The sequence below is a fragment of the Coleofasciculus sp. G3-WIS-01 genome (assembly GCF_040223135.1).
Lineage (GTDB): Bacteria > Cyanobacteriota > Cyanobacteriia > Cyanobacteriales > Coleofasciculaceae > Coleofasciculus.
In genome coordinates this window covers 1-12,818 of the sequence record NZ_JAVJZI010000212.1, presented here as the reverse complement: position 1 = coordinate 12,818, position 12,818 = coordinate 1, and the positions used below count along the sequence as shown (strand labels likewise).

Sequence of the window (12,818 nt, the reverse complement as noted above, 5' to 3'; positions counted from 1 at the left end):
GTACAGCTTGATGTCTTATTGAATCACACCTGTACGGTATCTTCCTATATTCTGACGTCTAAAGACAGTTCAACATAGCGCCTTATGCAATCAATCACAACTGAGTCTGCATCCGACCCAACCCTAGACGCTCCGAAACATGGCTTACCTGTGACGATTATTACAGGATTTCTCGGTAGCGGCAAAACTACGCTGCTTAATCATATCTTGAGCAACCAAGAAGGTGTCAAGACTGCCGTTTTAGTCAATGAGTTTGGGGAAATCGGCATTGATAATGAACTCATTGTTACCACCGGGGATGACATGGTGGAACTGAGTAATGGTTGTATTTGCTGCACCATTAATGAAGATTTAGTCAATGCCGTTTACAAGGTGCTCGAACGAGAAGACAAGGTGGATTATCTGGTGGTAGAAACCACAGGATTAGCAGATCCCCTACCCGTCGCCCTCACGTTTCTAGGAACCGAACTGCGAGACATGACTCGCCTAGATTCAATTGTCACAACGGTAGACTGTGAGAATTTTAGTTTAGATCTATTCAATAGCGAAGCGGCATATAGCCAAATTGCTTACGGCGATATCATTCTACTCAATAAAATCGACTTGGTGGATGAAGGTGATGTAGACGCCTTAGAGGTGAGAATTCGCGAAATTAAAGAAGGGGCGAGGATTATTCGCACCACTCAATCCCAAGTGCCATTACCGCTGATTTTAAGTGTAGGATTGTTTGAGTCAGACCGGTATTTTGATGAGTCGTCGGAGCATGACCATGATCATCACGATCATGAGCATCACCATGACCATGATTGTGAGCATGAGCATCACGATCATGAGCATCACCACGATCATGATCACTCCCATCACTTAGAAAATGATGGGTTTACCTCGATTTCCTTCCAGAGTGATAAACCTTTCAATATTCGGAAGTTTCAATATTTCCTGGACAATCAACTGACAACGAATATTTTCCGGGCTAAGGGAATTCTCTGGTTTAATGAAAGTCCAAACCGCCACATTTTCCACCTCAGTGGTAAGCGGTTTAACATTGAAGATGATCGGTGGAAAGGGGAAAAGAAAAATCAATTGGTGCTGATTGGTCAAGATTTAGACCATGATAAGTTGTACCAGCAGCTTGAAAATTGTCTCTGTTTACCCTCAGAAAATCGCGGTAAGGGATTTGGCAAATAGGGTGTTCTGTCGGGGTTGGTTTTGAAGTATCAGTACAGGTAGGACAATTTAAGCTACAGCCCTCACCCCTGTGCCCCTCTCCATCCCCCCTAGCCCCCCTTTCAAAGGGGGGCTAGGGGGGATGGGAGTTGTAAGAATCATGCGATCGCGTTTCTGCTTGCCTTACCCAGAAGGGGCGGCATCTACTCAAAAAGCCCCCCTTTTGAAGGGGGGTTGGGGGGATCTAAACTGTCGCAACCCACGCAAAAATCCCCAATACCTCATCCAAATTCAAAACCATTTTGCTTAGGGTTTAATCAAGCGTCGCTTTTTCGCCGACTGATTGTAATACTCCAGTTGTTTTCTCCGTTGCAGGTAAGGATTAATCAGAATATTAACCAAGGCTAAACTGCTGCCAACCGTCGATACCAATAGCCAAAAATTAACAAAACCAAAATTATAGCCAATCCCTAAACTCATACCAAACCCAGTCATTAATAGTGAACTCGTCAGGGCAATTTTGGGGCTAAAGCCTCGATCCCGATAATTTTTAATCACTGCTCCGGCTGTAAATCCGGTGATTAAACCCGCTAAACCGACTAATGCAACTAAAAATGTCCCTATCAACCAATAAATAAATAGAGCGAAAACCATCATCATCCCCTGGATAGAGAATGCTATTTTAGTAATCGGTACTCCCCTCACTCCTAGCGCACTGAGTACAGCACCGCCAATAAATGCGGCGATAAACCCAATACCAATCCCATACCCTAATATCGGAATTTGGGCGATAAAAAAGGTGACAAATCCTGACAAAATCCCGGTTCCCATCCCAGATAGTCCTAAAAGAAGTCCTAGGGATATCCAAGGCGGTTTGGGTAAGGCTAAAAAATTAGTATTAACCTTCAGTTCAAAACTATAGGTTTCGGGAACAGCATTGGTTTGTAATAAGATGCGGCGGTTGTAGGTTTGATTTGCCATCAACCTGTTGGTATCCACCGTAATTTTACAATCAACCTGATTTCCCTGAAACTTACTCGGTTCAAAGGTAATCCAAAGATGTTTGTTTTGTTTCCTGAAACTTGGATCACTGGGATGGGGAGCGACTTCCCAAGTGCCTTCTAACACCGTTTCGGGAACGAAATTCTCAAGGGTAACAATTTGTGTCAGTTTTTCCCCAATATGGGTTGTTGTGAATTCTAGTATCTCTGGGCTGAATTTCACCTCTGGCGTGCGGATCAAATCGATGGGCTTGAGTGCTTCTAGCGCCGCCCCTGCATTGATATAGCGATCGCGTGCTTTCGGTTGCACCATTTTCTCCAACCAAGTCACAAACCGGAGACTGAGTTGGGGAAGCAGATGTTGAAAATGAATTTGTCCCTCTTCGTTAATCAGGGTATCCATGGCTATGGATTTTGTCCCCGTCAGCAAACTGATTAGAGTTGCACCTAATCCATACAGATCTGTGGCTTCCGTCAGTTTATGGTTATATATCTGTTCCGGTGCCATAAACCCAAATGTCCCCGCCGCAACGCTACTCATGGCTACGTTACTACCCCCCACCCGCGCTAACCCAAAATCCACCAGATAAACATTGAGTTGCTCATCGACTAAAAGATTTTCGGGTTTGATATCGCGGTGAATCACCACAGGAAGCCGACGTTGCAGGTAAACCAGGATTTCTAGGGTGGCGATGGCGATTTGCTTGACTTGCTCCGGTTCAAAACTCCGGGGGATGGCTAACGATTGCGCTTTTTTGTACTCCTGGATCATACAAAATCCGGCTTTGGTTTCAAAGGAATCGAGATATCGGGGAATACCGACGTGATCGAGTCCCTGCAAGAGCTGGATTTCTCGTTGATAGGCTTTGAAACCTGACCAATCTGAACCCGCCTGAGCAAACAAAAATCGCTTAATCACAACGGGTTTTTGGGTTTGATGATCCTTTGCCAAGTAGGTGATGCGTCCACCTGCATGATTTCGCCCAAGTTCTCGCATCTTCTGATAGCGAGGACGGGGAGTTGATGATGAGGGTGAGGAGTTGTTCATAGATTCCTGGGATGACGTAACGATAACTAGACAGTCACAGGAGTTAGGGAGTGAATGTATTGACAAAACGACTATAAAGTGTTTTCAGACAGCAGCACTGATTTGATACTAAGTTGTGGTTAAAAATATCAGACTTCTCTCCCCTGCTGTTTGTACCACGTTTGAACGTGACGCCGTAACAGTTACATTTGTCATTGTTACTTGTTTGAGAAGCGATCGCCACTGTCGCCGCCGGAGATGCGATCGCACCGATTCTTTTTAATATAGGACAAATGTACTACAAGTAAATTCAATCCAGGTTTTGGAATTGTAGACGATGATGTGGCAACCCTGGTGTAGTTTTGGCGATCGCGTGGGATGGCGAGTAAAAGGAAATTGGGTATCTTAATAATCGTCTCCAGTTCAAGTGATTTATGGCAAATCCTCGCCAACTTGCATTCCTCGCCCTACGAGATGTCCACAGCCACGGTGCATTTACAGATATTGCATTAGATCGAGTGCTTCGTAACGCTACTCTCAACCGTGCCGATCGCGCTTTGTTAACTGATTTAGTCTATGGTACTACCAGACAAGCCCGCACCCTTGATGCCTTAATTGACCAACTGGGTAAGAAAAAAGCCCACCAGCAGCCCCCCGACTTGCGCCTAATTCTGCATCTGGGCTTATACCAATTACGCTATCTGCAACGCATTCCCCCTTACTCCGCCGTTAATACCAGCGTGGAACTGGCTAAAGCCAATCAATTAAAAGGATTAGCTGGGGTAGTTAATGGGGTGCTGCGACAGTACGCACGTCTGAAATCCAATCCCCAATCCAATGATCCCTTACAGTTACCCCCCCACCCCATCCAGCGCCTGGGTACTCTCTATAGTTTTCCCGACTGGATAATCGAAGTGTGGTTAAATCAACTGGGAATCGAGGAAACAGAAGCCCTTTGCCAATGGTTCAACCAACCGCCAACCCTTGATTTGCGGATCAATCCCTTGAAAGCTTCTATCGATACTGTAGAGACAGCGATGGAAGCCGCAGGTATTCAAGTTCAGCGCCTTCCCCAGCTTCCCCAAGCCTTACGCCTAAAAGGAAGTACAGGTTCAATACAAAAGCTTCCTGGATTCAACGAGGGATGGTGGACAATTCAAGATAGTAGCGCTCAACTGGTGAGTCATTTACTCAATCCCCAACCGAATGATGTTGTCATTGACGCCTGTGCTGCTCCAGGAGGTAAAACAACCCATCTGGCTGAACTCATCTGCGATCGCGGTACAATCTGGGCATGTGATCAAGCCGCTTCTCGCCTGAAAAAACTCCAAGCCAATACCCAACGGCTACAATTACAATCCATTCAAATCTGCACAGGCGATAGCCGCGATTTCCCCCAATTTACCCAGACAGCCGATGCTGTCTTACTCGACGCCCCCTGTTCTGGCTTAGGGACACTGCACCGTCGCCCCGATATCCGTTGGCGTTGTACTCCAGCCAGAGTTCAGGAACTTTCTGTACTGCAAGGCGAACTATTAACTCAGACAGCCACCTGGGTTAAACCTGGAGGCGTGCTAGTTTACGCCACCTGTACCTTGCATACCCAGGAAAATGAAGCCGTGATTCAAGCCTTTCTGGAACGTCATCCCCACTGGTGTACCGATGCACCCCCGCCGACACTCTCCGCTTTTTCTACCCCTCAAGGCGGGCTGAAAGTCTTACCCCATCAGCATCAGATGGATGGCTTTTTTATGGTGAGATTGAAGAATGTAGGGGATTAGCCTTATGTCCTTTGTCCTTTGTTATGGATAGCTATTCCCTGTTCCCTGCTCATTAGTAAAGATTAGAACGTCTAAGCGCATTTTTGGGAACAGTTCTGATATAGATAGAGCAGAAGTTCTTTGTAGAAAAACGTCATGGTTACAGACTCTCATGTCAAACAGCTTGTGAAGATTCTGATTGGTGCGGCTTGGATAGATGGTCGAATTCAGCCAGAGGAACGGGAGTATCTGCGCCGAGTCGCCCAGCAATCCGGTGTGGCTGAAGATCCAGACATTCGACCCCTTTTGAATGAACTCAAATCGGTGTCCAGTAACCAATGTTATAGATGGGTGCAAGAGTATTTGGGTGATCATCCTAGCCAAGAGGATTATCAGGGCTTGATTGAAGCGATTAGTGCCTTAATTTACAGCGATGGCGATGTGGATACTGAGGAAGCTAAACTTCTCACTCGCTTACAGCTTCTCGATCCCGCCCAGACTTCCCCCAAGTCCACTCAAAATAATGTGCTTAAAGCCATTCAAAAGCTCTACCACCGTTGGATTGACCAGCAAACTTAGTCTTATGTCCTTTGTCTTTTGTCATTCGTCCTTGGTTAGGGAACAGGGAATAGGGAACGGGGAATGGGGAACAGTGTTGACTTGTGTGATTAACTCATATCATGTCCTTCTGGTCACTCATCATTCCCTTTACCTTGCCCCTTTTTCCCTTGGAGCCTTGTCTGCACCATCTCCCCCATCTTTTATCCTTTACCCTAAAAATCGGTAGGGGATTTTTTTTATCGGAAACTAATTATCCTTAATGATCGTCATGATCTTTGAAAATGTTCCCAAATACAGTAACCACGGGAGCATTTTTTTGCTAAAGTTTATCCAATTAATGGGTTGGAAAATTTTAGGAACATCTGGAATCCTAAACTGTCTAGTTATTTAACAAGACGATTTGTGTTGGAGAACGCCTTTAATGTCTAACTTTTATCCCTGGCAATCTGGAACCGCTGCATTTTTAGCCCTTGGATTAACGGCTGGTGCGATCGCTCCCTTCGTTACAGGTGCATCAGCCCTTGCCCAAACCACACGTTTCTCAGATGTTTCTTCTAGCTACTGGGCTGAAGACTTTATTACAGAATTAGCACAACGGGATATTATTTCCGGTTTTCCGGATGGCACATTCCGACCTGATGCTCCCGTAACTCGCGCCCAGTTTGCGGCTATGCTGCGTAAGGCAAATCAATCCTTTAATAAAGCCAATCAACGGGGAGCAACGAATTTTGTCGATGTTCCTTCAAGATACTGGGCGTATTCTGCGATCCAAGATGCTTATAAAACGGGATTTTTAACGGGTTATCCGGGTAATGTTTTTAGACCCGAACAAAATATTCCTCGTGAACAAGCCTTAGTTTCATTGGCAAATGGCTTAAATTATGCCGCGAATTCAACCAATGTATTAAGTTACTACAATGATGCGTCTAGTATTTCTAGTTGGGCGCGGACGCCAATAGCCGCCGCTACAGAAGAACGCTTGGTGGTGAATTATCCGAACGTTAAATCGTTAAATCCCCTGCGGAATGCTAGTCGTGCTGAAGTCGCTGCATTTATTTACCAAGCCCTAGTGAGTGAAGATAAAGCGCAAGTTGTCAGTTCTCAGTACATAGCTGATCCGACGCCTGTTGCTCAAGATTTCACGATTCCTGCGGGTACAACTATTCCAGTTAAGTACATCCGAGAGAAAATTTTAATTGCCCAAGAAGACGAACAATTACCCTTGACGTTAACAGTTGATGCTAATATCACAACCTCTAATGGCAAAGTGCTGATTCCTGCGGGTAGTGAGGTTGTGGGTACGTTGCGTTCGACCAATGGTGGCGCTCAATTTATCGCCGAGAAACTAGTGATGAATGGTAAGCAGATGACTCTTGATGCTTCGTCTGAAGTAATTACCACAACAGAAACAATACGTCAAGGTAGTAATACAGGTACTCTGGTCAAAAATGCTGCACTTGGTACAGCGGCGGCGGCGGCGATTTCGGCGGTAACTGGAGATCGAGCGATCGCGACGGAAGAACTGTTGATTGGTGCGGGTTCTGGTGTAGCGTTAAGCTTAATCCAGCGCTTCCTCGGTCGCAACAGTGTTGATCTGATTGTGATTCAACCGGATACCGATTTGGATCTCAAACTAGATGATAACTTAGTTATCAGCGCCAACTAGATCACCATAGTGTAGAGACGTAGCATGCTACGTCTCTACACGTTAACGATGTGTGGCTTTCCAGATAGGTGTTTTCGGTGTTTTTTTACTTCATGATTCATGAATGGGTAACCAAACCACAAAGGTTGTTCCCTTGCTTGAGTCCTCCCCCGAACTTTGAATCGCTGTGTCTAACTGAGATTGTGTCCACAGTGACTGCGCCGGACTAAATACCTCGATTTGACCCTGCATTTGTTCAACTAGTGCTTTGGCGATCGCTAGCCCTAAACCACTCCCTGGAATCCCTGTGTTGGCTTGTATTCCCCGATAACGCCGCTCAAATAAATGCTCAATGTCTTGGGGCACAATCCCCAAACCCGTGTCAGTAATCGCAATTCCCACCATTGTCCTCGTCTCATCATCGGGTTGAGCCACACCTGCTTCCACATCAATTTTTCCCCCGGCTGGCGTGTATTTTAAGGCATTGTCAATTAAATTATTCAAGACTTCTCGTAACGCCTTAGCATTACCCCGAACAGGGGGTAAGTTTTGGGGAATTGAATAGCGTAATTCTAAACCACGTTCTCCTGCGATCGCTTGGGCACAAATGAGCAGGGGTTCTAATACTTCAGTGACGGTGAACGACTCGACAATTAGGGTTTTGCCCGGAAGCAGAGGAATGGCTGGTGCGTCTGTATCCGGTTCTGAGTTAACGATAGAAGCTATTTTCCCATTCTCGTCGGGTTCAGGGAGTGGACAAGTCGCCGCGCTAGCTGACGCGGGTAAGGTTAGGGGTTCACTTGTCGGTGCATCCTGATCTAAGCACTCGTCAAAATCTTGCAATAAATCTTTCAAGCGATCGCTCTCCCGCACAATACTAGCTGCAACGTTATGATTTTGATCATCCGGTTGCAGTCGATTGAGTAGCAGCTTGCCAAAGGTTCGCAATGCGGTTAAAGGATTGCGAAATTGATGCAGGATATCATCAAGCCGATCCCGTTGCTGTGCCTTTAGACGGCGTTGCTGAGTCCATTCCTGCTCAAACCAAGCCCGACGCCGATCCATTAAGTAGGCAAGTGTCAATGTCCCAGCTATGCGTTCAATTGCGGTTTGTTCTTTGTCATTCCACGGTCGATCCTCGCGACTTGTCACTAATAATCCCATGACTACCCCTTCATGGATCAGGGGCAAAACTATTTGCCGTCCTTGAGATAAGGGATAGTTGTCCTGATCAAGTGAGGTGGAATCTGGGATAGGGTGATCGTCACAGGGTAGAGGTAAAAGGTGAGGTACAGCTTCAGCAAGGCGGGGAATTGTGTCCCGTGAACTGATGCTTTCGGGCAATGCTAACTCAGCATCGTCCTCTTCCCAGATTGCCGCTTCTGGATAGACTACTACCGGAATCAGTTTAGGTTGCGCGGCTTCGTCTAGCTCATCTGTTGTTAAATATACCGCACTCAACGCCGCGCCTAGACTTTGAGTGAGGACTCCGACCTGTGATTGACACAAGGCGACAAATTCTGAACTAGCAGGAATGAACATGAGGATTGCGTGATCACCACCAGAGGGCTTTTACAACAGAACTCAGCAAAGGTTCCTCTTCTATAATGTCTAACAATTGACATAACTGGCTATCGCCCCAAGGATATAAGATGAAATGGGGAACAGTGAACTCTTCACAGGGAGGGAACAGGATCGGAGTATAGGGTTGGCTTGTGTGGTTAACTCACCACTTTCTCATCTTTCTCATCTTTCTCATCTCCCTTGCACCCCTGCCTCTGGAGCCTCTCTAGGGGTTCTTTGTTAAGTTTTTTAACGAAAAATTAATTTTTATGGTAGTGATTGGGGCGGGATCATCGCTCAAACCCTTTTTCAAACTTAGCCTTGAGACATTTTAGGTATATCTATCAGAGCCTAAAAAGATATTGATATTTCAGACTCAAGCAGATATACTTACGACGGCTTTTGTAACTAGCATTACAACTGTCGGCAAAAAGAGGAGGTAAAGAGGTTGGCAAGAAGACGTAAGCGCAAGAGTCGCCGCCGCCAAGAGGGGCGCAAAATCCTAGAGCATGTGCCTCAGTATAATATAGAAAGCGGTGAAGATAAACCGGTTACAGCAGCACGTAAATATATTCAATCAGCCGGGATTATTCCGCCTGCTTTGCTACTAGTTAAGCGAAATGAGCATACGACAGACCGTTATTTCTGGGCAGAAAAAGGTTTATTTGGCGCTCAATATGTTGAGGAAAACCATTTTCTATTTCCCAGTCTGCGGGTGCTTGAGGCTCCCGTAGAAAAGGCTGTAGTTGCGGCTCAAAGCCGCTGACCGAGCCAGACTTTACGGATTGATCAGTGAGTGCTTTGACACTCATCATCGGCAATTCGTCTCATTCCTACTAGGGGGGTGGGATGAATTGCCTAATTTTTTATGAAGGCAGATGACAGCGTTTTCTCAGGAAATAGTGCAGACGCGATCGCAAGTTTGATGCATGTATTTTTGTAAAAATCAGAATATTTTTTTGACAAAGTATAGTAAAATATACACCCTGTGTAGGGGCGAGTCGCTGGACTAGCGTTCACGAGACAGCTTATTACTGTACTTGACTCGCCCTAAAGATGGTTCACATCAAGCACCTTGCCCTATCGAGAAGGGTGCAAGATTTAGGGTTTACCAATGCCAGATTTGATCGTAATTCCCAAATAACCCGGGCAAATCCTGACAGGTAACGTGAGTCACACCGTTAATCATTTTCCCTTCAGGAATCCCACGAGATTTCACATCATCTACCAAAATATACACCGTAATTCCCTTATCGATTGCCCGCCGCAAATCTTGATCCAGTTTAGGTGGCTGGGTTTGTGGCTTATCCCCAAACATAAGTCCAGACGCATCTTGCCCACTCACGGCATAATTCACCGCATTTCCCCTCAACAAAATATCTAAATCAGCACCTGCAGCTTTCATCGCTTGAGAAATCCAAACCGAGGGATCATCTTGTTCTTCAATCGTACAGCGATAAGCGGATTCAACTATTTGTAACGCTTTCATCTTACTATCCCTAATCCTTCCTACTTCGTAGCAATAATTAACGTTCCATCCGACTCACTCGCCCATTTCCATAAATCACTCGGCGCACCACGGCGACAGCCATCAATCGCATCTTCTACCCCTCGCTCATCCACACAAAGCCCGCAATTAATCCAATCTAATTGACACCCCTTTGCTTTGGCTTTTTCCTGGAGTGCAGCAATCCAATCTTTGGTTAAGGGATGATCTTCTTCCTCCACGCCTCTACCATGAACCGCATTCGCGTGGGGTTTTTGATGAGCAAAGGCTAAAGACACTGCCCCTTCATAAGCAAAAACATTCACATTATACCCACGTTCAATTGCCTCATGAATCATCCGAAACGCTGTGGTTGTCCTTGCTTGTTCAAAAGGACCATCCATAATCGAAAAGGTTAAGGTTTTGGTACTCATTTTTACTTATCTTGGGTTACAGCCAAATCGTTTTTTGTCCTTGAGCCATAGCATCAACCACAGCCGCAATGCTCGCCACTTGCACACCATCGCTTAGTTCTGTCTGTGAGATACCGCGTTCTCTCAGAGAAAAATCATCTGCCAAGACGTTGACAGTGTTGAGATTGGCTAAACCATTCGCTACCGAAGCACGAGCGGCTAATACGCCATTTTCCACCAGAAATAAAGTGGTTTCATTTCCAGCATTGGCTAAATCTGATGCCAACTGATAATTTTGACTCACTTGGGTTGAATCAAAGGAACTCCTCGATTCAATTAAAAAATACTTTGCCATTCTGTTTGGCTCTCCAACCGATTGAATTAGTCAAATCAAGCAATGATAATGCCAGGACTCCCAACTATAATACAGGTTCAATTCATTGGCAAGATTGATTTTAATCCACGTTTTTGTGGATTTGTCAATGATTTGATTTTAAAGAATGTTTAATTTTTAAGAGATTACATTCAATTATGTTTATTTTTGTGTAGAAGTGGTTATTCGTCATTAGACAGGGAACAGAGAACAGGATAAGGTAGCATTATCGGAAAAACATCCCTACACCTCAGCACCCCTGCACAATTAGATTAGATGGCGAAGACAGCGTCTACTACGAACCGCGCAGGTTTCCAAAAAAACGGTAAACCGTCCTGATGACAACGTTTTGAGCCAGAAAAACAACCACAGAAATCAAAATGACGGGAACATAATCCCTGTCCCCGGGGTTCTAAGGTGTTCAGTGTTCAGGGATAATTCCTGGCAATTGATGGAGTGGTGTAGAGACGTAGACGGCTACGTCTATCAGTTATCAGTTATCAGTTATCAGTTATCAGCCAATTACTGACCACTGATAACTGACCACTATTTACGCTCACCTACGGAGCAGACTTATCGCGCCGCAATGAGCCGCATCATGTTATCTTGCTCAATTAGCGATCGCGCTTTGCTCATGCTCTCTCACGATGCCCAGATTGTAAAGGCTTGCAGACAATGAAACCAATGAATCCTTGGCAGAAGCAGTCCCTAGCCATGCTCACCGTCGGTGTGATGGCGATGGGTAATGTCATGACTCCCAGCATCGCGAGGGCGACAACGGCGGCTAATTTAACCAAAAGCGCCGACTCGATTGAAATCTTTGTTCCGCCTCCAGAACGTCGAACAAGTGGCGTTTGTCCCGATTTTTTGGGACTGTATATCGACTCAATCATTAATCGCCCTAATTTAGCGGGGGGTAAATGGGGGATTGTCGTGGAATCGGTATCGAATCCTGGGATTTCCTACAGCCACAACGCCAATCAATTTCTTATCCCCGCATCCAATAACAAACTCTTTACCACCGCCGCCGCTTTACAAAGGCTGGATTCCCAAGCCTTAATTCAATCAAAGTCGTTAGATGAATGGGTTACAGTCACCAACCAGAGAAGCAGTAACAGCTATGCAGATAGCCTACTGCGTTACATTGGTGGACCTTCTGCCGTGAAGCAGATTTTAGCACCCTTAGGTGTTGACCCGAATAGTTTTCGACAGGTTGATGGCTCAGGTTTATCCCGGCAGAATGTAGCCACACCGCAAGCATTAATCGCAACATTAAAAGCGATGATGTATGCCAATGGTAATGATTTATTTTATCGTTCTTTACCCGTTGCCGGTGTGAATGGAACCCTGAGAAATCGCTTGCAGTTACCTGAAACTCAAGGCAGAATTCGGGCAAAAACGGGGACATTACGAGGAGTGAGAAGTCTGTCTGGGTATTTGGAACATCCCTATTATGGGACGATTTTGTTTAGCATTATGGTGAATCAACCGTCTCAGTCGGGACAGGTATTAGTGGGGGCGATTGATGAAATTGCCTTGCGATTGGCTCAGTTAACGCCTTGTCAGTAATCTTTGCTGTCAGTAGTCAGACGAAATAGTCTAGTCCGCGCAGGCGGACTTTGTTTGTGTAGCTGCGACTTCCTCCTCGCCAAGGCAAAAAGGGGGTTTTTGAAAAAGTTAGTTATACCAAGTTGCAGTCTAAGGTAGAATCTGTCATGCTGAGCAAAACGCAGTGAAACGGAGTGACGCGAAGCATCTGCCCAGATTCTGACGCTCGTTCCGACGCTCGTTCCGACGCTCGTTCCTCGCTACCGCAACGCTT

12 protein-coding genes are annotated in these 12,818 nt (G+C 45.7%); 6 read left to right on the top strand and 6 right to left on the bottom strand.

The features are described from left to right. Positions 1-84 precede the first annotated feature (84 nt). Positions 85-1,188, top strand: a complete 1,104-nt coding sequence (locus tag RIM23_RS22030; protein ID WP_446369335.1) for a CobW family GTP-binding protein — start codon at positions 85-87, stop codon at positions 1,186-1,188. Between the two features lie 285 nt (positions 1,189-1,473). Here the strand turns inward: RIM23_RS22030 and RIM23_RS22025 are convergent, their stop codons facing one another. Both RIM23_RS22025 and RIM23_RS22020 read right to left on the bottom strand, forming a co-directional pair. Continuing rightward, on the bottom strand, positions 1,474-3,216 hold the full coding sequence (locus tag RIM23_RS22025; RefSeq protein ID WP_446369333.1) for a serine/threonine protein kinase: 1,743 nt from the start codon (positions 3,214-3,216) through the stop codon (positions 1,474-1,476). 197 nt (positions 3,217-3,413) lie between these two features. Further along, on the bottom strand, positions 3,414-3,647 hold the full coding sequence (locus RIM23_RS22020; RefSeq protein WP_446369331.1) for a hypothetical protein: 234 nt from the start codon (positions 3,645-3,647) through the stop codon (positions 3,414-3,416). Between RIM23_RS22020 and RIM23_RS22015 the strand changes: the two genes are divergently transcribed. From RIM23_RS22015 to RIM23_RS22005, 3 genes are all read left to right on the top strand, one after another. Continuing rightward, positions 3,630-4,976: a 16S rRNA (cytosine(967)-C(5))-methyltransferase gene (locus tag RIM23_RS22015; RefSeq protein ID WP_446369329.1), complete on the top strand. Its 1,347-nt coding sequence runs from the start codon at positions 3,630-3,632 to the stop codon at positions 4,974-4,976. The two genes, RIM23_RS22020 and RIM23_RS22015, sit on opposite strands and share 18 nt — an antisense overlap. Positions 4,977-5,111: 135 nt before the next feature. After that, entirely contained in the window at positions 5,112-5,534 is a 423-nt protein-coding gene (locus RIM23_RS22010; protein ID WP_446369327.1) for a tellurite resistance TerB family protein, read from the top strand. Between the two features lie 403 nt (positions 5,535-5,937). Continuing rightward, positions 5,938-7,182 carry an S-layer homology domain-containing protein gene (locus tag RIM23_RS22005; RefSeq protein ID WP_446369325.1) on the top strand — a complete coding sequence of 415 codons (1,245 nt, stop codon included), beginning with the start codon at positions 5,938-5,940 and terminating at the stop codon, positions 7,180-7,182. A gap of 90 nt (positions 7,183-7,272) precedes the next feature. Here RIM23_RS22005 and RIM23_RS22000 read toward each other — a convergent pair whose 3' ends face one another. Continuing rightward, positions 7,273-8,703: a sensor histidine kinase gene (locus tag RIM23_RS22000; protein WP_446369323.1), complete on the bottom strand. Its 1,431-nt coding sequence runs from the start codon at positions 8,701-8,703 to the stop codon at positions 7,273-7,275. Between the two features lie 469 nt (positions 8,704-9,172). On the opposite strand from RIM23_RS22000, the gene RIM23_RS21995 reads away from it, so the two are divergent. Next, complete coding sequence (locus RIM23_RS21995; RefSeq protein ID WP_446369321.1) at positions 9,173-9,490, top strand: DUF3155 domain-containing protein; 318 nt, start codon at positions 9,173-9,175, stop codon at positions 9,488-9,490. 342 nt (positions 9,491-9,832) lie between these two features. Here RIM23_RS21995 and RIM23_RS21990 read toward each other — a convergent pair whose 3' ends face one another. From RIM23_RS21990 to RIM23_RS21980, 3 genes are read right to left on the bottom strand one after another with little or no spacing between them, the layout of a single operon-like run. Further along, positions 9,833-10,213 (bottom strand): hypothetical protein, encoded by a 381-nt coding sequence (locus RIM23_RS21990; protein ID WP_446369319.1) that lies wholly within the window; start codon positions 10,211-10,213, stop codon positions 9,833-9,835. Positions 10,214-10,233: 20 nt separating this feature from the next. Further along, the gene (locus tag RIM23_RS21985; protein ID WP_446353215.1) at positions 10,234-10,644 is read right to left on the bottom strand and encodes a DsrE/DsrF/TusD sulfur relay family protein; all 411 of its coding nucleotides are present in this window, start codon (positions 10,642-10,644) and stop codon (positions 10,234-10,236) included. 16 nt (positions 10,645-10,660) lie between these two features. Then, positions 10,661-10,978 (bottom strand): DsrH/TusB family sulfur metabolism protein, encoded by a 318-nt coding sequence (locus tag RIM23_RS21980; RefSeq protein WP_446335166.1) that lies wholly within the window; start codon positions 10,976-10,978, stop codon positions 10,661-10,663. 693 nt (positions 10,979-11,671) lie between these two features. Between RIM23_RS21980 and RIM23_RS21975 the strand changes: the two genes are divergently transcribed. Then, complete coding sequence (locus RIM23_RS21975; RefSeq protein WP_446369317.1) at positions 11,672-12,565, top strand: D-alanyl-D-alanine carboxypeptidase; 894 nt, start codon at positions 11,672-11,674, stop codon at positions 12,563-12,565. Positions 12,566-12,818 lie beyond the last annotated feature (253 nt).

Excerpts from the sequence above, each read along its gene's own strand:
- RIM23_RS22010 (WP_446369327.1), top strand. The coding sequence starts at position 5,112 with ATGGTTACAGACTCTCATGTCAAACAGCTTGTGAAGATTCTGATTGGT.
- RIM23_RS21975 (WP_446369317.1), top strand. The coding sequence starts at position 11,672 with ATGAAACCAATGAATCCTTGGCAGAAGCAGTCCCTAGCCATGCTCACC.
- RIM23_RS22000 (WP_446369323.1), bottom strand. The coding sequence starts at position 8,703 with ATGTTCATTCCTGCTAGTTCAGAATTTGTCGCCTTGTGTCAATCACAG.
- RIM23_RS21980 (WP_446335166.1), bottom strand. The coding sequence starts at position 10,978 with ATGGCAAAGTATTTTTTAATTGAATCGAGGAGTTCCTTTGATTCAACC.
- RIM23_RS22030 (WP_446369335.1), top strand. The coding sequence starts at position 85 with ATGCAATCAATCACAACTGAGTCTGCATCCGACCCAACCCTAGACGCT.
- RIM23_RS22005 (WP_446369325.1), top strand. The coding sequence starts at position 5,938 with ATGTCTAACTTTTATCCCTGGCAATCTGGAACCGCTGCATTTTTAGCC.
- RIM23_RS22025 (WP_446369333.1), bottom strand. The coding sequence starts at position 3,216 with ATGAACAACTCCTCACCCTCATCATCAACTCCCCGTCCTCGCTATCAG.
- RIM23_RS22015 (WP_446369329.1), top strand. The coding sequence starts at position 3,630 with ATGGCAAATCCTCGCCAACTTGCATTCCTCGCCCTACGAGATGTCCAC.
- RIM23_RS21985 (WP_446353215.1), bottom strand. The coding sequence starts at position 10,644 with ATGAGTACCAAAACCTTAACCTTTTCGATTATGGATGGTCCTTTTGAA.
- RIM23_RS21990 (WP_446369319.1), bottom strand. The coding sequence starts at position 10,213 with ATGAAAGCGTTACAAATAGTTGAATCCGCTTATCGCTGTACGATTGAA.